General features: G+C 64.0%; 20 protein-coding genes. 11 read left to right on the top strand and 9 right to left on the bottom strand.

The annotated features are described in order from the left end of the window. The first annotated feature begins 14 nt into the window (after nt 1–14). On the top strand, nt 15–1319 hold the full coding sequence (locus V8J83_RS08505; protein ID WP_339985407.1) for a lipoprotein-releasing ABC transporter permease subunit: 1305 nt from the start codon (nt 15–17) through the stop codon (nt 1317–1319). Further along, complete coding sequence (locus V8J83_RS08500) at nt 1312–1995, top strand: ABC transporter ATP-binding protein (RefSeq protein WP_339985405.1); 684 nt, start codon at nt 1312–1314, stop codon at nt 1993–1995. The genes V8J83_RS08505 and V8J83_RS08500 overlap by 8 nt, the downstream gene beginning before the upstream one ends. Nucleotides 1996–2010: 15 nt before the next feature. Here V8J83_RS08500 and V8J83_RS08495 read toward each other — a convergent pair whose 3' ends face one another. Together V8J83_RS08495 and V8J83_RS08490 are read right to left on the bottom strand one after the other, a co-directional pair. Then, a complete protein-coding gene (locus V8J83_RS08495) occupies nt 2011–2991 on the bottom strand; it encodes an alpha/beta fold hydrolase (protein ID WP_339985403.1) in 981 nt (326 codons plus the stop codon). Continuing rightward, the gene (locus V8J83_RS08490) at nt 2991–3290 is read right to left on the bottom strand and encodes an SCP2 sterol-binding domain-containing protein (RefSeq protein ID WP_339985401.1); all 300 of its coding nucleotides are present in this window, start codon (nt 3288–3290) and stop codon (nt 2991–2993) included. Before V8J83_RS08490 ends, V8J83_RS08495 begins: the two co-directional genes overlap by 1 nt. An 87-nt stretch (nt 3291–3377) precedes the next feature. On the opposite strand from V8J83_RS08490, the gene V8J83_RS08485 reads away from it, so the two are divergent. From V8J83_RS08485 to V8J83_RS08460, 6 genes are all read left to right on the top strand, one after another. After that, the gene (locus tag V8J83_RS08485; RefSeq protein ID WP_339985399.1) at nt 3378–3929 is read left to right on the top strand and encodes a tetratricopeptide repeat protein; all 552 of its coding nucleotides are present in this window, start codon (nt 3378–3380) and stop codon (nt 3927–3929) included. Between the two features lie 190 nt (nt 3930–4119). Continuing rightward, a complete protein-coding gene (locus V8J83_RS08480) occupies nt 4120–7020 on the top strand; it encodes a helicase-related protein (protein WP_339985397.1) in 2901 nt (966 codons plus the stop codon). After that, nucleotides 7017–7373, top strand: a complete 357-nt coding sequence (locus V8J83_RS08475) for an RNA-binding S4 domain-containing protein (protein ID WP_339986046.1) — start codon at nt 7017–7019, stop codon at nt 7371–7373. The genes V8J83_RS08480 and V8J83_RS08475 overlap by 4 nt, the downstream gene beginning before the upstream one ends. Nucleotides 7374–7508: 135 nt before the next feature. Then, nucleotides 7509–7844: a ferredoxin FdxA gene (fdxA, locus tag V8J83_RS08470; RefSeq protein WP_339985395.1), complete on the top strand. Its 336-nt coding sequence runs from the start codon at nt 7509–7511 to the stop codon at nt 7842–7844. A 310-nt stretch (nt 7845–8154) separates the two neighbouring features. Next, a complete protein-coding gene (locus tag V8J83_RS08465; RefSeq protein ID WP_339985393.1) occupies nt 8155–8670 on the top strand; it encodes a CarD family transcriptional regulator in 516 nt (171 codons plus the stop codon). 177 nt (nt 8671–8847) lie between these two features. Further along, nucleotides 8848–9135: a glycine zipper 2TM domain-containing protein gene (locus V8J83_RS08460; RefSeq protein ID WP_339985391.1), complete on the top strand. Its 288-nt coding sequence runs from the start codon at nt 8848–8850 to the stop codon at nt 9133–9135. Here V8J83_RS08460 and cobS read toward each other — a convergent pair whose 3' ends face one another. Further along, nucleotides 9136–9894, bottom strand: coding sequence for an adenosylcobinamide-GDP ribazoletransferase (gene cobS / locus V8J83_RS08455; RefSeq protein ID WP_339985389.1), 759 nt, complete (start codon nt 9892–9894; stop codon nt 9136–9138). It abuts the gene before it with no gap. An 83-nt stretch (nt 9895–9977) separates the two neighbouring features. Between cobS and cobT the strand changes: the two genes are divergently transcribed. Then, entirely contained in the window at nt 9978–10991 is a 1014-nt protein-coding gene (cobT, locus tag V8J83_RS08450) for a nicotinate-nucleotide--dimethylbenzimidazole phosphoribosyltransferase (protein ID WP_339985387.1), read from the top strand. A gap of 69 nt (nt 10992–11060) precedes the next feature. Here the strand turns inward: cobT and V8J83_RS08445 are convergent, their stop codons facing one another. Then, nucleotides 11061–13019, bottom strand: a complete 1959-nt coding sequence (locus V8J83_RS08445; RefSeq protein ID WP_339985384.1) for a monovalent cation:proton antiporter-2 (CPA2) family protein — start codon at nt 13017–13019, stop codon at nt 11061–11063. A gap of 271 nt (nt 13020–13290) precedes the next feature. Between V8J83_RS08445 and V8J83_RS08440 the strand changes: the two genes are divergently transcribed. Further along, a complete protein-coding gene (locus V8J83_RS08440; RefSeq protein WP_339985382.1) occupies nt 13291–13977 on the top strand; it encodes a D-lyxose/D-mannose family sugar isomerase in 687 nt (228 codons plus the stop codon). Nucleotides 13978–13990: 13 nt separating this feature from the next. On the opposite strand, the gene purD is transcribed toward V8J83_RS08440, so the two are convergent. Further along, entirely contained in the window at nt 13991–15253 is a 1263-nt protein-coding gene (gene purD, locus V8J83_RS08435) for a phosphoribosylamine--glycine ligase (protein ID WP_339985380.1), read from the bottom strand. Nucleotides 15254–15353: 100 nt separating this feature from the next. On the opposite strand from purD, the gene xseA reads away from it, so the two are divergent. Then, on the top strand, nt 15354–16919 hold the full coding sequence (gene xseA / locus V8J83_RS08430) for an exodeoxyribonuclease VII large subunit (RefSeq protein WP_339985378.1): 1566 nt from the start codon (nt 15354–15356) through the stop codon (nt 16917–16919). Here the strand turns inward: xseA and V8J83_RS08425 are convergent. Genes V8J83_RS08425 through V8J83_RS08410 form a run of 4 tightly spaced genes read right to left on the bottom strand, consistent with a single transcriptional unit; the run spans nt 16916 to nt 21235 of the window. Beyond that, nucleotides 16916–18034, bottom strand: a complete 1119-nt coding sequence (locus V8J83_RS08425) for an ABC transporter permease (RefSeq protein WP_439649763.1) — start codon at nt 18032–18034, stop codon at nt 16916–16918. The genes xseA and V8J83_RS08425 overlap by 4 nt on opposite strands. Further along, a complete protein-coding gene (locus tag V8J83_RS08420) occupies nt 18027–19043 on the bottom strand; it encodes an ABC transporter permease (RefSeq protein ID WP_339985376.1) in 1017 nt (338 codons plus the stop codon). Before V8J83_RS08420 ends, V8J83_RS08425 begins: the two co-directional genes overlap by 8 nt. A gap of 21 nt (nt 19044–19064) precedes the next feature. Then, the gene (locus tag V8J83_RS08415) at nt 19065–19460 is read right to left on the bottom strand and encodes a hypothetical protein (RefSeq protein WP_339985374.1); all 396 of its coding nucleotides are present in this window, start codon (nt 19458–19460) and stop codon (nt 19065–19067) included. A gap of 56 nt (nt 19461–19516) precedes the next feature. Then, nucleotides 19517–21235: a peptide ABC transporter substrate-binding protein gene (locus V8J83_RS08410; RefSeq protein ID WP_339985372.1), complete on the bottom strand. Its 1719-nt coding sequence runs from the start codon at nt 21233–21235 to the stop codon at nt 19517–19519. Nucleotides 21236–21290: the final 55 nt, after the last annotated feature.

The following is a 21290-nucleotide window of genomic DNA, read 5'->3' as shown; positions in this document are numbered from 1 at the left end:
AAAGGCACGAGCACATGGCAACCCCCGCCCCGTTTTCGAAATACGAGTTCCTGATCGCCTGGCGGTATCTGCGGGCGCGTCGGGCCGAAGGCGGCGTGTCGGTGATGACCTGGATCAGTTTTCTGGGCATCGCGCTGGCGGTCATGGCGTTGATTGCGACGCTCGCCGTGCGGTCGGGTTTTCGCTACGAATTCGTGGGCATCATCCTGGGCGCGAACCCCCATGTGGCGGTCTATGACATCGCCGAGCAGAACGCCGCCGGGCAGCTTGACCGCTCTATGGAGAACTACGCCGAGGTGGCCGAGGCCGTGCGGGGCGTTGACGGGGTGGAGCATGCCGCTGCGGTGATCCGGGGGCAGGTCCTTTCGGCTTATCGCGGGCGCAATGCCGGTGTGGAGGTGATCGGGATCTCGCCTGAGGATCTTGCGGCCATTCCGCTCGTCGCGGACCCGGAATGGAGCCAGGGCGCGCTGTCGGAATTCGCGCAGCCGCAGGGCGATGCGATGGCGCCGGGGATCGCCATCGGCGCGGGCGTGGCGCGGGAATTGGGGGCCAATGTCGGCGACAGCATCCGGTTGATCTCGCCCGATGGCGCGCGCACGGCGTTTGGCACGTCGCCCCGGGTGTCGAGTTATCCGGTCGCCTATATCTTCCAGGTCGGGCGGTTCGATATCGACCGGACGCGCGTCTACATCCCCTTCGGCGAAGCGCAGACCTATTTCAACCGCGACGGCGTGGCCGATGAAGTGCAGGTGACAGTGGCCGAACCTGAGCGGATCAACCAATACGTCCTGCCGTTGTTGCAGGCGGGCGGTGATGTGCAGATCTGGACCTGGGAGGACAGTTCCGGCGCGTATCTCAGGGCGCTTCAGATGGAGGACAATATCATGTTCATCATCCTGTCGATCCTTGTGTTGATCGCGACGATGAACATCGTGTCGGGCCTGATCATGTTGGTGAAGAACAAAAGCCGCGATATCGGGATCCTGCGCACCATAGGTCTGAGCGAGGGGGCCATCTTGCGGGTGTTCTTCATCTGCGGGTCGGCGATTGGTGTGGCGGGCACGGTTATGGGGGTGATCCTGGGCTGTGCTTTCGCGATCTGGATCGATCCGATTTTCTCGTTCGTGAACTGGGTTGCGGGGGGCGGCGTCTGGGACCCGTCCGTGCGCCTGATCTCGGCGCTGCCTGCGCGGCTGGAGGGGGCGGATGTGTTGACGGCGATGGCGATGTCGCTGGGATTGTCGTTTGTGGTGACGATCTTTCCGGCACGTCGCGCGGCGCGGATGAACCCCGTGGAGGCGTTGCGCTATGAATGAGCTGGCGTTGCGGCTGGATGGCATCGAAAAGGCGTACAACCACGGGAAACCGAACGAAATCGCCGTGTTGCGCGGCGCGTCTGTCGAGATCGCGCAAGGCGAGATCGTCGGCCTGATTGCGCCTTCGGGGGCGGGCAAGTCGACGCTATTGCATATTGCGGGGCTGCTGGATGTGGCCGACGGCGGAACGGTCGAGATCGGCGGGCAGGCGGTGACCGGGGCGTCGGACCGCGCCCGGACGGCGGCGCGGCGCGACCGGGTGGGCTTTGTCTACCAGTTCCACCACCTGTTGCCGGAGTTTTCCGCCGCCGAGAACATCGTGCTGCCGCAGCTGGCCAATGGCATCAGCCGGCCCGCGGCCGATCAGAGAGCGGCGGATTTGTTGGGCCGTGTCGGGCTCGGGCCTCGGGCCGCGCATCGTCCGGCGGAATTGTCCGGCGGCGAGCAGCAGCGCGTCGCGTTTTGCCGGGCGCTTGCGAACCGGCCCGCCCTGTTGCTGGCCGATGAGCCGACCGGCAACCTGGACCCGGAGACGTCCGATACGGTCTTTGATGTGTTGATGGAGCTGGTGCGCGGAACCGGATTGTCGGCGCTGATCGCGACCCACAACCACACGCTCGCTCGCCGGATGGACCGGGTCATTCGGTTGCAGAATGGAGTGCTTGAGGCGGCTTGATCCGAGCGGATTGCGCTAAGCGGACGCGTCCGGGCGGTGCGCGTCGAAATGGTCAAGGATCGCCGTGAGGCTTTGGCCCCGGCGGGCGGGACTTTCCATCAGCACCTCGTGGCGCCCCCCATCGACCAGCACGAACTCACCGCGCGGCCAGGTGTCCATGCGCTTGCGGGCGTTGTCGATAGACACGCGCCGTTCGTCGGAGCCGACAATGGTGACCACGGGCAGGTCGAGCGGCGGCATCGCCATCAATGCCTCGGCCTCTTCCTCGGCGGCGGCCACCCAGCGGAACGAAGGCCCGCCAAGCGTCAGCTCGGGGTGGGCCGCGGTCTGGCGGTTCATGTAGGCGTATTGGTCGGGGTCGGTGGTCAGGATGTTGCCGTCAAACGGCTCTTCCTTCCACGGACCGGTGGTGAGCGCAAAGCGGTTGTCACGGCCCAGAAGCGTGCTGCCGCCGATCAGAAGCGGCGAGATCAGCTTGAGCAGGGGCGTGAGTTGAATGCCCCACATCGGGCCGGTGAATGCGGCGGCCGCGACCGGCAGACCATCGTAAAGCGCCCGCAGGCCGATGCAGCCGCCCATGGAATGACCGATCAGGTACCACGGCTTCGGTACACCCAGATCTTCGAGCGCGGTCCGAAACGCCGTCACGTCCCAGCGGTATTCATCGAAGCTGAGCACGTGGCCCATGCCGGGTTCATGTTGCGGACGGTCGGCCAGCCCCTGGCCACGCCAGTCGAAACTGACCATGCCGTAGCCGGCCTTGGCGAGATCCGCGGCGACGCGGCCATATTTCTCGACATATTCGGTGCGGCCGCAGAACATCAGGACAGTGCCTTTCGGCCCCTCCGGCCAAACCCCGAAGCGCAGCCGCGTACCATCGCTGGCCCGCACCCACCACGCCTTCACACCGGCGGGGCCTTCGGCGACCTCGGCGTGAAACGGCGCGGGTTCAAGCCCGTTGGAAACGGGGGTGTCGGGTGCGGGGTTGGTCAACATCAGCTCAGAACGCCACCCAGTTTCATCGCGGTGCCCATGTCACCATCAAGGGTGAGCTTGCCGGACATGAACGCGGCGGTCGGGTTCAAGTCGCCCGACATGATTTCCTGGAAGGTTTCGGTGTCGGCGGACATGGTGACGTCGGCGGCATCGGCATCGGTGGCTTCGCGCACCTCGGTGCCCTGAACGATCACGGCACCTTCGCCGTTGATCTCGAACTTGGCGGAGCCGTCAAAGCTTTGCCCGCCGAGTTTTTCGGAAATTGCCGTCACTGCGGCGTCGATGATTGCATTGCCCATTTTCTGGCCCCTTGAAATCCCTTTGGACGTGCGCCCTCGCGCAACAGTGATCTGGTATCTGCCGCGCGGAATGCTACGTTCGTGACCATGACGATTTCATCTCGCATCATCAACTTTGCCGTTGCGTCCGTCATCTGCGGGATTCCCGTAGTTGCATTCGCGCAATCCACGACGGACGATTTCCTGGATCGGCTGGCGAATCCCGAGCTCCGCAACTGGGAAATCGTCGAGCAGGAGGTATTTCAACGCTGGCAGCTTTCGGGTTCGGCCAGTGCGGATTACCTGTTGCGGCGCGGGATCGAGGCGCTTGAGGCGCAGAATTACGAACAGGCCTACGATCATCTCACGGCACTGGTCGATCATGCGCCGGATTTCGCCGAAGGGTGGCACACGCGGGCCCGGATGTTTGTGGAGCAACAGATGTACGGCCCGGCCATTGCCGATCTGCAACGGGTGCTGGCGCTTGAACCGCGCCATTTCGGGGCGTTGGTGTCGATGGGCCTGATGCTGGAGGATATGGGCGAGGCCGACCGCGCGATGGAGGCCTATGAGATGGCCCATGAGTTGCATCCGAACCAGCCGGATATCTTCCGTTTGCTGACCAACCTGCGCGTGCGCGAAGAAGGTGAGGCGCTTTAGGCGTTTCGGGTTGCGGCGGCGCGCGGAGTGCGCACATATTCGGGGTTTGCAAGCGAGGCGTCTTGCGTGGTCAGGCAGCCGAAGGCGGTAGCGCAGATGAAGAGAACCCCGACGCGCTCAAGTGGCCGAAGGCGGTAGCGCAGATGAAGAGAATTCCGACGCGCTCAAGTAGCCGAAGGCGGTAGCGCAGATGAAAAGAATAGCCGCCGTTCTGGGCCCCACCAACACGGGCAAGACCCATTACGCGATCGAGCGGATGCTGGGGCATCGGACCGGGGTGATCGGTCTGCCTCTGCGGCTTCTGGCGCGCGAGGTGTACGACAAGATCGTCGCGATCCGGGGGCCGTCCGTGGTGGCGCTGGTCACGGGCGAAGAGCGGATCGTGCCGCCGCGTGCGCAATACTGGGTGTGCACGGTCGAGGCGATGCCGACCGGAAACGGCGCGGATTTCCTGGCCATTGATGAGATACAGCTTTGCGCAGATCCCGAGCGCGGGCATGTCTTTACGGACCGATTGCTGCATGCGCGGGGGTTGCACGAGACGCTGTTTCTGGGAGCCGAAACCATGCGCCCGGCGATCTCGGCGCTGGTACCGGGGGCGGAGTTTGTCCGCAGGGAGCGTTTTTCACAGCTTGTGTATGCAGGTTCGAAAAAGGTCAGTCGGATGCCTCCGAGGTCCGCGATTGTGGGGTTTTCGGTTGAAAATCTGTATGCGATGGCGGAATTGCTGCGGCGTCAGAAGGGCGGGGCAGCGGTTGTCATGGGCGCGCTCAGCCCGCGCACGCGCAACGCGCAGGTGGAGCTTTATCAAAACGGTGATGTCGATGTGCTGGTGGCGACCGATGCCATCGGGATGGGCCTGAACCTCGATATCAAGCATGTGGCGTTTTCGGGGCTGCGCAAGTTCGACGGGCGAAAGATGCGCGACCTGTGGCCCAATGAGTTGGCGCAGATCGCGGGGCGGGCCGGGCGGCATACATCCGACGGCAGCTTTGGCGTGACGGGGGAGGCGCCGCCGCTGGATGATCAGGTGGCGGAGGCGATCGTGGAGCATCGCTTTGCGCCGGTGCGCAAGTTGATGTGGCGGAATTCCGCGCTTGAGTTCGGCTCGGCGGAGCGGCTGATCGGCTCGCTGGAAGAACGCACCGAGGACGAATGGCTGGCCCGTGCGCGGGAGGCCGACGATCTGCAGGCGCTCAAGGCATTGGTGGCGCGTCCGGAGATTGCGGATCGGCTTGGCGATGCGCGCGCGGTGAAGCTTTTGTGGGACGTGTGCAATATTCCCGATTTCAGGGGCATCAGCCACGCCGAACATGCCGATCTTCTGGGCCGGATCTTTGAGTTTCTGCATGAGTCACGCCGCGTGCCCGACGATTGGCTGGCCCGTCAGGTCAAGCGCATCGACCGTATTGAGGGCGATATCGACACGCTGTCGAAACGGCTGGCCTATATCCGCACGTGGACGTATGTCGCGCAGCGCACGGGTTGGGTCGATGATGAAAGCCATTGGCGCGGCGCGACCCGTGCCGTAGAAGACCGACTGTCAGACGCGCTTCACACTGCGTTGACACAAAGATTTGTCGATCGGCGGACCAGCATGCTGCTTCGCCGGTTGAAACAGAGGGAGAGCCTTGTGGCCGAAGTAAACGACCAGGGGGAAGTGACGGTGGAGGGCCAGGTGCTTGGCCGCATCGAAGGCTTCCGCTTTCGCATGGATGAAACCGCCAGCCCGGATGAGGCGAAGACGTTGCAGCAGGCGGCGATGGCGGCGTTGCGCCCGGAATTCCACCTGCGCGCGGACCGCATGTACAACGCGCCCGACACAGAATTCGACGTCACAGAACAGGGCGGGTTGATGTGGGGCGAGCAGGCGGTCGGCAAGCTGGTTCGCGGCGACGACCCGATGAAGCCGGTGGCCGAGGCGTTCGTCGACGAAGAGGCGGCAGGTGCCGATGTTGTGCAAAAGGTGCAACGCCGGTTGCAGCATTTCATCGACCGCCGCGTGGCCGCGCAATTCGAGCCGCTTCTGGCGATGAGCCGGGACGAGGCGATTTCGGGTCTCGCCAAGGGCGTGGCGTACCGGCTTCTGGAGAATTTCGGGATCGTGCCGCGCGGTGAGATCGCCGACGATATCAAGGCGCTGGATCAGGACGCGCGCGCCTTGTTGCGCAAGCATGGCGTGCGGTTCGGTCAGTACACGATCTTTTTGCCGCTGCTTCTCAAGCCCGCGCCGACGCGCCTGCGGCTGGTGATGTGGGGGCTTTGGCAGGGGCTGGACACTTTCCCCGACAGCCCGCCGCCGGGCCTCGTCACGATCCCGACGGTCGAAGGCGCGCCTGCGGGTCACGCGACAATGGCGGGCTACCGCGTATCGGGCGCGCGGTCGATTCGGATCGATATGCTGGAACGGTTGGCCGATCTGCTGCGCGGCGAAGACAGCCGCAATGGGTTCGAGGCGAACCCGGACATGTTGTCGATCTCGGGCCTGACGCTGGAGCAATTCGCCGATCTGATGGGTGGGCTTGGCTACAAGGCGGAGCAGGGCGAGCGGGTGAAGGTCAAGGCGACGCCTGAGGCCGCCCCCGCAGAGGATGCGTCGGCGGACGCGGCGGCTGAGACCACGACGCAAGAAACGCCCGAGGCGGAACCGGCGGCGACTATGGCTCCGGAAGGCGCGGACGAGACCTTGCTTGAGGCTGTGCCCGGCACGGCGGTTGAAACCCCGGATGCGCTGTCCGGCGAGGCGGCGCCTGTCGAGCCGGCGACTGAGGCGGAGATGGAGGTGTTCTACACCTTCACATGGGCCCCGCGTGGCCGAGGCGCGCAGCGTCCGCGTCGCGCCGACGGCGCGCAGGGTGGCCGCGCCGATGGCGCGCAGGGTGGCCGCGCCGATGGTGCGTCCGGCGGTCGGCGTGGCGATGGCGGCAAACGCGGCGATGGCGGTCAGCGCAAGGGCGGGGGCAAGCCAAAGGGCAAACGTCCGCCGCGCGATGACAAGCCCAAGACCTATTCCGCGAAACCCGAGAAAAGCGGCAAGGTCGATCCCGACAATCCCTTCGCGGTTCTGGCTGCGCTCAAGGACAAATCCTGAGCGAGCCGGGCCAGAAGGATCGGCTTGATCGCTGGTTGTGGCAGGCCCGGTTCTTCAAGACCCGCTCGCTGGCGGCGCGCGTCGTCGGCGACGGCGCCGTACGCGTGGATGGCGACAAGGTCTCGAAGTCTTCGACCCAAGTGGGCGTGGGCCATGTCTTAACCTTTCCGCAGGGCCGACAAATCCGAGTGGTGCGGATTGCCGCGCTGGCGAAACGGCGCGGACCGGCCGCCGAGGCGCAGGCACTTTACGAGGATTTGACGCCTGAGGCCGAACCGGTCGCCCCCCGTGTCGGCCCACGCCCGACCAAGAAGGACCGACGCGATTTGCAGGCCTTTCGCGATGGAGAATGAAGAGGTTATTGGCAAAGTGTAAACTTTGCCTTACACCAAATTGACGACCCTGTGAGGGGCCATTTGGTCGCCTTGCATCCATCCCACGCCTGCCGTAGCAGGCATCACGTACAGACCGACCTGGACCGCACAGCCATGACCTACATCGTCAACGACGCCTGCATCGCCTGTAAATACACCGATTGCGTGGAGGTTTGCCCAGTAGATTGCTTCTACGAGGGCGAGAACATGTTGGTGATCCATCCCGACGAATGCATCGATTGCGGCGTCTGCGAGCCGGAATGCCCCGCCGACGCGATCCGCCCGGACACCGAGCCGGACATGGAGAAATGGGTGGAATTCAACCGAAAGTATTCCGAGCTTTGGCCGGTCATCATCACCAAGAAGGACCCGCTACCGACTGCCGAAGAGATGGACGGCAAGGATGGCAAGATGGAGCTGTTCTCTGAAGCGGCAGGTGAGGGCGGTTAAACCGTCTGTTCGGGGCCCCGGTGCCGAAAGGTGAGCACAATTGACCTAAGATTTGCCCCTTCTTTTAAGGGCTTCGCTAACCCTTGCGGGTGGTACGCTAGGAATCAGGGGCGATTCGTGTTATATATGGCAAACAAATCGCATCGTCCGTACCACTGAGGGGTCGCCTGATCGGCCTGTAAACTCTGCAGTTATAAAGCAACGCAAACGGAATGCTCGCGCATCCCGCATGCGTTTTTTACGCCTGCAGTCTCGCGCGTCGCCGCCGTTCATCGCCGGTGACCAGCGCCACAAAAAGGAAATGAAACGCATGAGTAAAGCCCGCAAGTCGCAGCTGTTCAGCCCTAACGATTATGTCGTCTACCCTGCCCATGGCGTTGGCAAGATCGTCTCCATCGAGGAGCAGGAGGTTGCGGGGCTGGAGCTGGAATTGTTCGTCATCTCGTTCGAGAAGGACAAGATGACACTGCGCGTGCCGACCGCCAAGGCCACGCAGGTGGGCATGCGCCCGCTCAGCGACCCGACGGTGGTGTCCAAGGCGCTTGATACGCTGAAGGGCAAGGCTCGCGTGAAGCGCGCCATGTGGTCGCGCCGGGCGCAGGAATACGAGCAAAAGATCAATTCCGGCGACCTGATTTCCATCGCGGAGGTTGTGCGCGACCTGCACCGGGCCGATGATCAGCGTGAGCAGAGCTATTCCGAACGTCAGCTGTATGAAGCCGCATTGGAGCGGCTGACCCGCGAATTGGCGGCGGTCAAAGGGCTCGACGAGGCAGGCGCCGCAAACCATGTGGTTGAGGTCCTGTCGAAACGGGTGGCGGCATAACGCCGACACACCGCCCCGGCGCGGGCAAGTTCACGCGGTCCTGACCTAAGGGCCGGATTTCCAGACCTGTCGCGACCTCGCGGCAGGTTTTTTTCTGTGCTACTAGGTGGATCAGGGAAACGCGGATCTCATGACCGAACGGGCGTGAATCGCCCATCACTGAAAGGAAGACCTCTTATGAAGACGTTTGTTGCACCCGTGCTGCTGATCGCAGCTGTCGCCGTCAGCGCCTGCCAGCCGCTGTCGAACCAGGATCGTGCGAACCTCGGCCTTTTGGGCGGCGCGGGCGCGGGCCTGCTGCTTGCCGATGCGTTTGATGCGAACCCGGCATGGACCGTTCTGGCCACCGTTGGCGGCGCTGCCGTGGGCACACAGGTTGCGCGCAACAGCCAGACCGGGCAATGCGCCTATTATCAGGGTCAGAACCAGTTCGGTCAGGACGTCTACAGCCAAGGCCCCTGCTGATCATATCAGAAGGGCTGCGACGGCCAAAAGGGCGGCGATGTCGCCCATGACCTGCGCGGCCCCCAAGACATCTCCTGTTTGCCCGCCGATCTTCGCGCGGGCAAGCGCACCCACCGTAAAGGCCGCTCCCACAACGAGGAGCGCGGCCACCGCGCCGGGCCACAGGCCCGCGCTGATCACCGCACCAACACATGCGATTGCGCAGGCCAAGGCCGCTGCGATGACCGGCGGTTTGCCGACATGCTGCGCCAGGCCATCGCTGCGCGCGAAGGGCATCCGGGCCATCAAGACTGCCATCGCCGCGCGGCTGAGCATGGCGCCTGCGAGCAGCGCCCAGGGTGCCGTGGGCAGAAGGGCGGCCAGCAGGCTCCACCGCAGGCCGACGGCAAAGATCATCGCCAAGACGCCGTAGCTTCCCACGCGGCTGTCTTTCAGGATCTCCAACCGGCGTTCGCGGCTATGCCCGCCCCAGAAGCCGTCGGCGCAATCGGCCAACCCGTCTTCATGGAGCCCGCCGGTCAGGATCACGCCAAGCGCCAGCGCCAGACCCGCGGCAGCCCAGACCGGAACGCCGAGGGCCAGCGCCGCAATGCCAAGCCCGACCTGAAGCGCCGCGATCAGCGACCCGACCAGCGGCCAGGCCCAGGCCGAGGAGGCGGCACGCGTCGCATCGCCGCCGGGAAGCGGCAGGCGCGACAAAAGGTGGAAGGCGCGGACGACATCGCGGGGTTGCGGAGCGAAGCCCTTGGTATCAGACATCGGGATGACCTTTTTTGCCGCCTGCGGACGAATTGGCGACCGCTAAACACGAAAATGACCCCGCAACGCAAGGGACCCGATTGATGAGTGCACCGCAAGACCTGTCCGATATTCGCGCGCGCCTGAAGGCGGCAACCTCGCCTGATACTGCCACGCGCGAGGCGGCGGAGGCGCGCAATTCCGTGCTGACAAAGCCGCCGGGGGCGTTGGGGCGTCTGGAGGAGATCGCGATCTGGTATGCGGCCTGGCGCGGTGATGCCCGGCCCCGGATCGAGGCGCCGCAGGTCCTTGTTTTCGCGGGCAATCACGGTGTGGCGGCGCGGGGTGTCTCGGCCTTTCCGCCGGAAGTGACGGTGCAGATGGTCGCCAACTTCGAAGCCGGCGGCGCGGCGATCAACCAGCTCAGCGATCTGGCCGGTGCAGCAATGTCGGCCCATGCGATCGATCTGGAGACGCCGACCGAAGACTTCACCCAAGGCCCCGCAATGGATGAGGCGGGGTTCTTGTTCGCGTTCAACACCGGCTGGAACGCTGTCGATACCGGCGCGGATCTTCTGGTGGTCGGCGAGATGGGGATCGGCAATACCACGTCGGCGGCGGCTATCGCCCATGCGCTTTACGGCGGAGAGGCGGCCGATTGGACCGGGCGCGGCACGGGCGTGGATGCGGCGGGCATTGCCCTCAAGGCGCAGGTCGTGGCTGACGGATTGGCCGCGAACCCCGGTGCTGCCAAAGACCCGCTGGAGGCACTGCGGTGTCTGGGTGGACGCGAGATTGCCGCGATGGCCGGCGCCATGGCGCGCGCGCGGGTCGAGGGCATTCCGGTGATCCTCGACGGGTTCATCTGCACCGCAGCGGCGGCGGTGTTGGACCGCACGGCCAAAGGCGCGCTGGATCATGCCATCGCCGGTCATGCGTCGGCGGAACAGGCCCATATTCGCATGCTTGAACAGCTGGGGAAGGTGCCGCTGCTGTCGCTGGATCTGCGGTTGGGCGAAGGCTCGGGTGCGGCCTTGGCGATCCAGATCCTGAAAGGGGCCCTGGCGTGTCATTCGGGCATGGCGAGCTTTGCCGAGGCGGGTGTGTCAGACGGCTAGGCGCGGGCGAATTTCGCAGGATTTCCGGCTCGCAAACCGCAGGATTTCCGCAGCCACCCGGCGCGAAAGCTAAGACCCGGATCCGCCGGGGCGGCGCGCCCGCGACAGGCCCGACAAGGCGCTGACATCGCCCCGCGCGCGGGCCGTCATGTCGGGCCGCTCGTCGCCCATTTCGCTGAGCACTTCGGCCATGGCGTTTTCCAGATTGTCGGCCATTTCCCGCGCCCGGCGCATGTATTCGGGATTGTCTGCCACGGGGACGCCGGGTTTCCAGACATCGGCCAATTCACGCAAATGGTGGCGGTCGTGGCGGTAGAAGGCGATCTCGGTCTCGTGCGCCTCGTAATCGCTCAACCCCACGTCTTCGAGGACATATCGACCGGCGCGCAGCGCGCTGTCGAACACTTCGCGGATGATGTGATCGGCCCCGGCTTCATAAAGCTCATAGACATGAAACCGATCATGGGCCCGCGCGACGACCGAAATATCGGGATTGGTGCGCTTGGCGTAACGGACAAGCTGCACGGCGGAGGCTTTGTTGTCGACCGCGACCACCAGCACCTTGGCCGTGTCGATCCCGGCGGCCTTGAGCAATTCGGGCCGGGTCGGATCGCCGAAGAAGCTTTTCAGCCCGAGGCGGCGCATGAGGCGGATGGTTTCGAGGTTGGCATCGAGCACCACGGTTTTGAAGCCGGCGGCGCGCACCATACGGTTCACGACCTGCCCAAAACGGCCGATGCCCGCGATGATGATCGGGGCTTCATCATCGATCTCGTCATGGCCGGGCGCGTCGTCGCCGCCATCGCCCAGGCGCGCGCTGATCCGTTCGTAGAGGATGAAGCTGAGCGGGGTGAACAGCATCGACAGCGCCACGATCAGGAGCAGGATTTCCGCGATGCGGTCCGGAAAGACAGCCTGCTGCACACCGAACGCTACCAGAACGAAGCCAAACTCGCCCGCTTGCGCAAGGCTGAGGGTGAAAAGCCAGCGGTCGCGGCCTTCTATCCGGCTGATCCGGGCGATGGCGTAGAGGATCAGGCCCTTGAGCAGCATCACCGCGAGGGTGAGGCCGAGGATCAGGAAGGGCATGCCGAAGAAGGTGGCGAAATTGATACCTGCGCCCACGGTGATGAAGAACAGCCCGAGCAAAAGGCCTTTGAATGGCTCGATATCGGCTTCCAGCTCATGGCGGAATTCGGAATTGGCCAGAACGACCCCGGCCAGGAACGCGCCAAGCGCGGGGGACAGGCCGACCAGAAGCATCAGTACTGCAATGCCGACCACGATCACCAGCGCTGCAACCGTGAACATTTCCCGCAGGCGGGTGGTGTGGAGCGCACGGAATATCAGTGGTAGAAGGTAGCGCCCGGCTAGGATAATGCCCGCCACCGCGGCGAGTGTGACCAGCGTCACGCCCCATGCGGGCAAGCCGTCGACCAACGACAGCGAATGATGGCCGTCGCTTTCCAGCCCGCGTGAAATCGAACCGTCTTCATTGAGCCGCAGCAGCGAGGATGTGGCCAGAAGCGGCAACACCGCCAGCGCCGGGATCACCGCGATGTCCTGCGTCAGCAGCACGGAAAACGCGCCGCGTCCGCCCGGTGTGCGCATCAATTGCTTCTCATTGAGCGTGGTCAGCACGATGGCGGTGGACGACAATGCCAATGTGATCCCGATGGCCAGTGCCAAGGGGGTCTCCATGCCCAGAAGCGCCGCGCCGCCTGCCAGCGCCATGATCGACAGCGCGATCTGGCTACCGCCAAGCCCGATCAGGCGTTTGCGCATCTCCCACAGGGCGCGGGGGTCAAGCTCCAACCCGATGAGAAACAGCATCAGGACGACGCCGAATTCTGCGTAATGCTGCAGGTGTTGGGTTTCCGATCCGCCGACAAGGCCAAGCACCGGACCGATGGCGATCCCTGCCAGCAGGTAGCCAAGGACCGACCCCAGTCCGAGGCGCACCGAGATCGGCACTGCGATCAGCATCGCACCGAGGTATATCGTGGCCTGAAGCAGGGTCTCGTCCATGGCGATGTCCGTATCGTAGCGTTGGGGATGAGCCTAGACGGACGTGGCCCGCTTCGCGAGGACCGAATGGTGAAAATGGTGCTTGGTTTTTGACGGTGTGGTGTGTGGCGGCGTGGGACGGGGCGCTGCCCCGGCTGCTTGCGCATCCCGCCGGCATTTGTCCGGAACAAGGAGGGGCGGGCGGTCGGGAGGTTTCGGTCGCGTGGGGGGCTTGCGCAAACCGTACGGGCGGGGGAAACCTGCGGGATTGAGAGCTACGGAGGGGACCGGAATGAAGCGCTCTGAAGTGAACGATATCATGGCCGAAGCCGACGCCTTCATGCGCTCGTTCGGCTTTGCATTGCCGCCTTTTGCGTATTGGACACCCGGCGAATTCGTGGACCGCAAGGACGCGGCGCGCGCGGTGATCGATCAGCGTTTGGGCTGGGACATCACCGATTTCGGCGCAGGTGATTTCGAGAACCTGGGCCTTTTTCTGTTCACGCTGCGCAATGGGCGGTTGAGCGATCTTCAGGGTGGCGGCGGCATGTGTTATGCCGAGAAGCTGCTGATCTCAAAGAAGGATCAGATGAGCCCGATGCACCGCCACTACCTGAAGGCTGAGGATATCATCAACCGCGGGGGGGCCACACTGGCCGTTGAGATGTTCGGCGCTGCCGAAGACGGCTCGTGCGATCCGAATGCGGGCGGGGTTGTGATGTGCGACGGAATCGAGCGGCGGTTCACGCCCGGCGAGGTGCTTTTGTTCGCACCGGGCGAGTCGGTCACGCTGATGCCTGGCGATTGGCATGCGTTTTGGGGCGAGGGTGGCGACGTTCTGATCGGGGAGGTGTCGACGGTGAACGATGACGAGACCGACAATTGGTATCGCGAGCCGTTGGGCCGCTTTGCGGAGATCGAGGAAAACGTCGATCCGACCCATTTGCTGGTGTCGGATTACGCGAAATGGCTGAGCTAGGCGGCGGTTTGCCTCACAACGCGCGCCAGCCGATGTCGCGGCGGCAGAACCCTGCGGGCCAATCGATCCGGTCGACCATCGCATAGGCGCGGTCACGAGCCTGTTGCAGGGTTTCGCCCCGCGCCGTGACGTTCAACACCCGCCCACCCGTAGCCGTAATCGCGCCGTCTTTGGCGGTGGTTCCGGCGTGAAAGACCATCTCCGACGAGGTTTCCGAGCAGGTTTCGAGACCCTTGATCCGGCTGCCTTTTTCGTAAGTACCCGGGTAGCCCTTTGCCGCCATGACAACGGTCATCGCGTGATCCTCGGCCCAATTCACCTGCGCCTTGGCCAACCGCCCCTCGGCGCAGGCCAGCATCAAATCGAGCGCCTGCCCGCCAAGCCGCATCATCAGGACCTGACATTCCGGATCGCCAAAGCGGACATTGTATTCCACGAGGCGAGGTTGGCCGTCCTTGATCATCAGGCCCGCATAGAGCACGCCTTTGTAGGGCGTGCCGCGCCGAGCCATTTCGGTAATCGTGGGGCGGATGATTTCACGCAGCGCCTTGTCTTGCAGGACTTCGGTCAGCACCGGAGCGGGGGAATAGGCGCCCATGCCGCCGGTGTTGGGGCCTTCGTCGCCGTCATAGGCGCGTTTGTGATCCTGTGCGGTGCCGATGGAGAGGACATCTGTGCCGTCCGACAGCAGGAAGAAAGACGCCTCTTCGCCGTCCATGAAGTCCTCGATCACCACCTCGGCCCCGGCGGCCCCGAACTGACCGCCGAACATGTCGTCGATGGCCGACAGCGCCGTGGCTTCGTCCATGGCGACGACCACGCCTTTGCCCGCGGCGAGCCCATCGGCCTTGACCACGATCGGCGCGCCCTGTCGGCGAATGTAGGCCTTGGCGGGGTCCGCTTGCGTGAACCGGGCCCAGGCTGCGGTGGGTGCGCCCGCTGCATCGCATATCTGTTTGGTGAAGGTCTTCGAGGCTTCCAGTTCTGCGGCGGCTTTGGTCGGGCCAAATGTCAGAAATCCGGCATCCGTCAACCGATCCACAACCCCGGCGGCCAGCGGTGCTTCAGGGCCTACGATAATGAAATCAATGGATTCCTCTGAACAGAATTCACAAACCGCCGCTGGGTTATTCACATCCAGCGTGGCACAATCTGCGATCTGTGCAATGCCGGCATTGCCCGGCGCCACGATCAGCCGGTCGCATTTGGGGTTTTGCAACACGGCCCAGGCCAGGCTGTGTTCGCGGCCACCGGAGCCGAGGATTAGGATGTTCACGGGCCGTCCCCCCCTTTATATGGTTGGCGCAGGCATAACGAGCAGAGCCGGGGCGCACAACATGTGAGCCCATGCGAGACACAGGCGGCGGGGGCTTCCCATGGATGATCTGATCGACGACGAAACTGCGCCGGGTGCAAACGCGCCGGAATTCTCCGTCAGTGAGCTGACGGGCGCGATCAAGAAGACGCTAGAAGGCTCGTTCGGGCGGGTGCGCGTGCGCGGCGAGATCGGGCGCGTGGTTCAGGCGAAATCGGGGCATCTTTACTATGATGTGAAAGATGACCGGTCGGTGATCGCGTGCAACACGTGGAAAGGTCAGATCGCCGGTCTGGGGATGCGTCCCGAAGAGGGGATGGAGGTGATTGTCACCGGGCGATTGTCGACCTTCGGGCCGCAATCGAAATATAACCTCAACGTCGATACAATGGAGATCGCGGGCGCGGGCGCATTGATGGCGATGCTGGAGAAGCGCCGTCGCGCCTTGGCCGCCGAGGGGTTGTTCGACGAAACCCGCAAGCAGCCCCTGCCGTTTCTACCCGAGGTGATCGGCGTTGTGACCTCGCCATCGGGCGCGGTGATCCGCGATATCCTGCATCGTCTGCGCGACCGGTTTCCGCGCAAGGTGCTGATCTGGCCCGTCACGGTGCAGGGCGAGCGCTGTGCGCCCGAGGTGGCCAATGGCATCCGGGGCTTCAACGCACTGACACCGGGTGGGGCATTGCCGCGGCCGGACCTGTTGATCGTTGCGCGCGGCGGTGGCTCGATGGAAGATCTGTGGGGGTTCAACGAGGAAATCGTTGTCCGCGCGGTCGCCGAAAGCGACATCCCGCTGATCTCTGCCGTGGGGCACGAGACGGACACGACCCTGATTGATTACGCCAGCGATTACCGCGCCCCGACGCCGACGGGCGCGGCGGAAAAAGCGGTGCCGGTGCGGCTGGATATGCTGAACTGGGTGCGTCAGCAGGATGGCATCCTGACCCGTGCAATCACGGGCGCTCTGGCGGCGCGCGGCCAACGGGTGCGCGATGTGAGCCGCGCTCTGCCACGCCCGGACGCTGTGTTGGAGGCGCCGCGGCAACGGTTGGACCTGGCCGCGCTGCGCCTGTCGCCGGCCTTGAAGGGCCGTACACAGGATGCGCGCGCGCGACTGGATCGCCTCGCCGCGCGACTCGACCCGGCGCTGGAGCGTGCGGTGGCGTCAAAGCGTTTGGACCTGGGGCGCGCAGCGGGTCGGTTGAGCCCGGCGCGCCTGCAGGCGCTGCTGCGGGAAGGGCGTCGGGCGTTGAGCCGCTGGCGGATCGACCCGCGAAGATTGACGACGAGGACATCGCAGATGGAGGAGCGCCTGAGCACCGCGACGGAACGCTTCGCGCAGGTCGCCGAGGCCTCGGTTATGCGGCGGCGCGCGCAGCTGGAGGGGTTGGAGCGTCTGCGCACGACCTTGGGCTACAAACAGACGCTGGCGCGTGGCTATGCGGTGATCCGGTCGGGCGAGGCGGTGTTGACCGAAAAGGCCCAGGCCCAGGCGCAGGCCGCGCTCGAGATCGAGTTTGCCGATGGCCGGTTGGGCGTGACGCCAACCGGGGCCACGCCGAAACCCGCCGCGAAGAAACCCGCCAAGACGCCAAAGCCGGGTGGGGGGCAGGGCAGCCTGTTCTAGCGGCCGCGGATACGGGGGTCCAATGCGTCGCGCAAACCGTCGCCGATGTAGTTCACCGACAGCACGGTGAGCGAGATCAGGATCCCGGGCCAGATGACGCGTTCGGGATAGGCGCTGAGCCAATCGGTGCCGTCGAACAGGATCCGGCCCCAGGTCGGGAAATCCGACGGGAAGCCGAGGCCGAGGAACGACAACGCACTTTCGGTGATGATCGCGTTGGCGATGCCAAGTGTGGCCGAAACCATGATCGCCGACATGACATTGGGCAGGATGTGCCGCATGATCATGTTCGAGGGCTTGGTGCCGATGGACCGCGCGGCCAGCACGAATTCGCGCTCCTTCAGGGCCAGCACGTCACCACGCACGACCCGCGCGGTTTGCATCCATGAGGTCAGGCCGATCACCACAACGATCAGCACGAAGATCCCGCCCTCGGGTCCGAACGCATTCCGGAGCTGATCGCGAAACAGCATGATGATGACCAACAGCAGGGGCAGCAGTGGGATCGCCAGGAACAGGTCCGTGATCCGCATCAAGACGCCGTCCAGCTTCTTGAAGTAGCCCGCCAGCACCCCGATCAGCGTGCCGAAGAAGAGCGCCAGCAGCATCGCGGTCAGCCCCACGGCGATGGAGGTCTGCCCGCCGGTCATCAGGCGCGCGAGCATGTCGCGGCCCAATTGGTCGGTGCCAAGCGGATGTGACCAGGACACTTTGAGGAACTGATCCGCATTGGCACGGCTGAACTCCTCCGGGCCAGTGAAACAGGATGTCATCAACTGGAACCATTGGCCCCAGGTTGCGCCCTCGACATTCAGGCAGGACAGCATGTGGTTCGAATTCCGTGCGCGGATGTCGGCGAATTGTGGATCCACCGTCCAGACCAGCGGCCCGATCAGGATGAACGCCAGCGCGAAGAGGAAGAACCCCAGCCCGAAGAGCGCGCCTTTGTGGGTCTTGAACTGATCCCAGACGTCGAACCATTGGTTGCGCGGCGGGCGCTCCTGGATCATGCGGCTGACGCTCGGCTCGGCGGGATCGACCAGCGGTGCGGCGCCTGCGGGCGTGGCACCGGATGTGGCCAGCGGGCGGGGGGAGGGATCGTTACGATCAGTCATAGCGAATCCTGGGGTCCAGCACGCCGTATAGAATATCGGCGATCAGGTTGAAGAGCACGATCAGCACCGCGAAGATGAAGCTGACAGTTTGCACGACGGGCACGTCCCCGGCCTGAATGGCGACAATCAGAAGCTGACCGATGCCGTTCACCTTGAACACCTGCTCGGTGATGATGGCCCCACCAAAGACTGCGGGGACGTTGAGTGCGATGACGGTGACAACAGGGATCATCGAATTGCGCAGCACATGGACCAGAACCACCGTCGACTCGCCAAGCCCCTTGGCGCGCGCCGTGCGCACGTAATCCTGATTGAGGTTGTCGAGCATCGAGGCGCGCATGTAGCGGCTGATCTGGCTGGCGTTGAACAGACCCAACACCATGACCGGCATGATCATCTGTTTGAACTGGAGCACAAAGGTGTCCCAATTCGTGACCTCAAGCGTGGTGTCATAGACCGAGGGCAACCATTGCAGGTTCACGGCGAAGATCACGATGAAGAGCACCCCGGTGAAGAACGTCGGGACCGAGAAGCCGAGCATCGAGACGAACGTGCCAAGCTGATCGAAGACGGAGTATTGCTTGTAGGCCGAGATGATGCCGAGCGGCAGCGCGATCAGGATGCCGACGATGTAGGAGGTGCCCACGACCCAGAGCGTTTGCGGCATGCGCTGCATGATCAGGTCCATCACCGGCGAGCGTGTCTGGTAGGAGATGATGCGCGATCCGGGCGTATCGGGTGGCGCCAGATCGGTGCCGAGCCAGCCGTCGATCAGGTGCAGGGGCTCGTCCCAGACCATCAGCTTCAGCCATTTGAGGTATTGCACGAGGATCGGATCATTGACGCCGAGGCTTTCACGGATCTGTTCGCGCACTTCAGGCGGGATGGTCAGCGGCAGGTTTGCCGTCGGGTCGGATGGGCTCAGCTTCACGATGATGAAGATGATGAAGCTGATGAACAGCAGCGTCGGGATCGCTAGGATCAGTCGGCGGATCGTGTAGGTCAGCATGGGCGGTCGGGTCCGATCATGTCAGGCGGCTTCCTGTGGTGCGCAGCGGGCCGTATGGGACTGGCTGCCGGCACCCATGTCAAAGGTTGCGGTGATTGATGGGCCGGTGAATTGCAGAAAAAGACTCGGGCCATGTTCCCGGTCCGCCGGGTCTTCGAACGCGAGGTAGCCTTGATGGTCCGACCCTGACAGTTCTGTGGCGACGCTTTCGAGGGTGAAGACCTCGCCGGCATAGGGCAGGGCGACGGTGCGCTCGGCCCAGTCGAATTCAAGCGGAAACGGTAATATAGCCGGATCGGCGACGCAGGTGCCAGCGGTGCAGGTTTCGACGGCGAAGCAATCGAGGTCGCCAAAAGCGCTCGCGGGATGCGCGAGGGCTGTCAGGCCGAGGGCCAGGGGGAGGGCGCGATAAATCATGGGGTCAGGGGCATGAGGTGGCCCGCGCAACAGATGCTGCGCGGGCCAGTGTCACATTATTCCGGGATACGGTGCCATTCGGCGATGTTCCACAACTCCGAATCCCAGTCGGACATGCGGATGCCGCCGAGGGAGTTGGCATGCGCGGACACGCCACCACGGTGGATCAGCGGGATGATCGAGCCGGACTGCACCAGCATGTCGTTCATCGCACGGGCCAATTCACCACGACGATCCAGATCGGCCGTACCGGCCATCTCTTCGACGAGCGCATCGTAATCCTCGGAGCAGAAGCGCTGCACGTTGTTGCCCTGCCACTGCGACGCCGGGCTTGGCATGTCGCTGCACAGCCAGCTTGCCATGTAGGCCTGCGGGTCCACACCAGAGAAGTTGTTGGTGTACATCTCGATGTCGGCATAGAACTTCTGGAAGGTGTCGGGCGACGCCGGATCGCCACCGAAGAAGACCGACGCGTCGATGTTGCGCAGTTCCGTTTCGATGCCGAGTTCATCCCACCACTGCTTGACGAGCGCCTGCGTGTCCTGACGGACGGCGTTGGTCGAGGTCTGGTAGAGAACGCGCAACGGCGTGCCTTCGTATTCACGAATGCCGTCGCCATCGCTGTCGACGATGCCGGCTTCATCCAGCATCGCAATCGCGCCCGGAATGTCCTGCACAAGGCAGCCATCATTGGCGGTCGATGCATAAAGCTCGGGCGCGGGGAGCACGTTACAGGTCGGCTGGCCGCCGGCACCGTAGCCCACCTCGACCAGAAGCGCGCGGTCGATGGCCATGGACATGGCCGTCGTGATGACCGGGTTGGTCAGGAACGGATGCGCGCCACCCTCTACGGTGGACCGCAGGTCGCCAAGCGCCGGGTCGGGGTTGGTCTGGTTCATGTGCAGACGCTCGACCGAGGTACCGAACGCGGTCACAACCGTGCCATTCCCCTGCGCTTCCATCTGCGCGAGGATCGTCGGGTCGATCTGCAGGTTCCAGGCGTAGTCGAACTCGCCGGTTTCGAGAACCGAACGCGCTGCCGCGGTTGCATCGCCGCCACCCTTGAAGGTGATGGAGGCAAAGTGCGGCTGATCCGGTACGCGGTAGTTTTCATTCGCCGCATATTCGATCACGTCGTTTGGACGGAAATCCGTGACAACGAAAGGACCGGTGCCGATCGGGCCGAAGTTGGCCTCGGTGCATTCGGGCGCGCGTGCGCCCATGCACTCCGCGAATTGAGCGGCCTGGATGATCGGGCTCTCGGAGCCGACAAGGGCGGTATAGGGGAACGGTGTGGGCTGATCGAAGGTCACCTGAATGGTCAGGTCATCAACGGCCACGATGCTTTCCACGCCGTCAAAGAAGCTGCTCTGCGCGCAACCGCCTTCGGGGTGGGTGCAATATTCCCAGGTGAACACAGCGTCCGCGGCGGTCAGGGGCGAGCCATCTGACCAGGTCACGCCGTCTTGCAGGGTCCATGTGATCTGCCTCAGATCTTCGCTGACGCCGCCGTTCTCGACGGTGGGGATGTCGGTGGCGAGCCACGGCACCATGGTGCCGGTGTCATCGAAGCGGGCCAGCGATTCCAGAACCAGCGAGGCCGATTCGACTTCCTTCGTGCCGCCCGAAAGATATGGGTTGAGCGTCGAGGGCGCTTGCCAATAGATGATGTTGAGGTGGCCCGACCCGCCGCGGGCAAGGTGCCCGTCGGCCCAGGCGGCCATCGGAGCCATCGCCACTGCGGCTGCTCCGAGCAAAAGAACTTTGCGTGTCATGGGTTTCATTCTCTCCTTGTTGGGCGCTCTCGCCTCTGATGGGCCTATCGCCTTG

This window comes from Gymnodinialimonas ulvae, assembly GCF_037543845.1.
GTDB classification, from domain to species: domain Bacteria; phylum Pseudomonadota; class Alphaproteobacteria; order Rhodobacterales; family Rhodobacteraceae; genus Gymnodinialimonas; species Gymnodinialimonas ulvae.
Note: the sequence above shows the minus strand (reverse complement) of the source record. Positions and strands in the feature narration are given on the sequence as shown.

Coding starts and splice junctions, on each gene's coding strand:
- V8J83_RS08500 (WP_339985405.1), top strand. CDS start 1,312: ATGAATGAGCTGGCGTTGCGGCTGGATGGCATCGAAAAGGCGTACAAC.
- V8J83_RS08505 (WP_339985407.1), top strand. CDS start 15: ATGGCAACCCCCGCCCCGTTTTCGAAATACGAGTTCCTGATCGCCTGG.
- V8J83_RS08415 (WP_339985374.1), bottom strand. CDS start 19,460: ATGATTTATCGCGCCCTCCCCCTGGCCCTCGGCCTGACAGCCCTCGCG.
- fdxA (WP_339985395.1), top strand. CDS start 7,509: ATGACCTACATCGTCAACGACGCCTGCATCGCCTGTAAATACACCGAT.
- V8J83_RS08410 (WP_339985372.1), bottom strand. CDS start 21,235: ATGACACGCAAAGTTCTTTTGCTCGGAGCAGCCGCAGTGGCGATGGCT.
- V8J83_RS08465 (WP_339985393.1), top strand. CDS start 8,155: ATGAGTAAAGCCCGCAAGTCGCAGCTGTTCAGCCCTAACGATTATGTC.
- cobS (WP_339985389.1), bottom strand. CDS start 9,894: ATGTCTGATACCAAGGGCTTCGCTCCGCAACCCCGCGATGTCGTCCGC.
- V8J83_RS08440 (WP_339985382.1), top strand. CDS start 13,291: ATGAAGCGCTCTGAAGTGAACGATATCATGGCCGAAGCCGACGCCTTC.
- V8J83_RS08485 (WP_339985399.1), top strand. CDS start 3,378: ATGACGATTTCATCTCGCATCATCAACTTTGCCGTTGCGTCCGTCATC.
- xseA (WP_339985378.1), top strand. CDS start 15,354: ATGGATGATCTGATCGACGACGAAACTGCGCCGGGTGCAAACGCGCCG.
- V8J83_RS08420 (WP_339985376.1), bottom strand. CDS start 19,043: ATGCTGACCTACACGATCCGCCGACTGATCCTAGCGATCCCGACGCTG.
- V8J83_RS08480 (WP_339985397.1), top strand. CDS start 4,120: ATGAAAAGAATAGCCGCCGTTCTGGGCCCCACCAACACGGGCAAGACC.
- V8J83_RS08460 (WP_339985391.1), top strand. CDS start 8,848: ATGAAGACGTTTGTTGCACCCGTGCTGCTGATCGCAGCTGTCGCCGTC.
- cobT (WP_339985387.1), top strand. CDS start 9,978: ATGAGTGCACCGCAAGACCTGTCCGATATTCGCGCGCGCCTGAAGGCG.
- V8J83_RS08445 (WP_339985384.1), bottom strand. CDS start 13,019: ATGGACGAGACCCTGCTTCAGGCCACGATATACCTCGGTGCGATGCTG.
- V8J83_RS08495 (WP_339985403.1), bottom strand. CDS start 2,991: ATGTTGACCAACCCCGCACCCGACACCCCCGTTTCCAACGGGCTTGAA.
- V8J83_RS08490 (WP_339985401.1), bottom strand. CDS start 3,290: ATGGGCAATGCAATCATCGACGCCGCAGTGACGGCAATTTCCGAAAAA.
- V8J83_RS08425 (WP_439649763.1), bottom strand. CDS start 18,034: ATGACTGATCGTAACGATCCCTCCCCCCGCCCGCTGGCCACATCCGGT.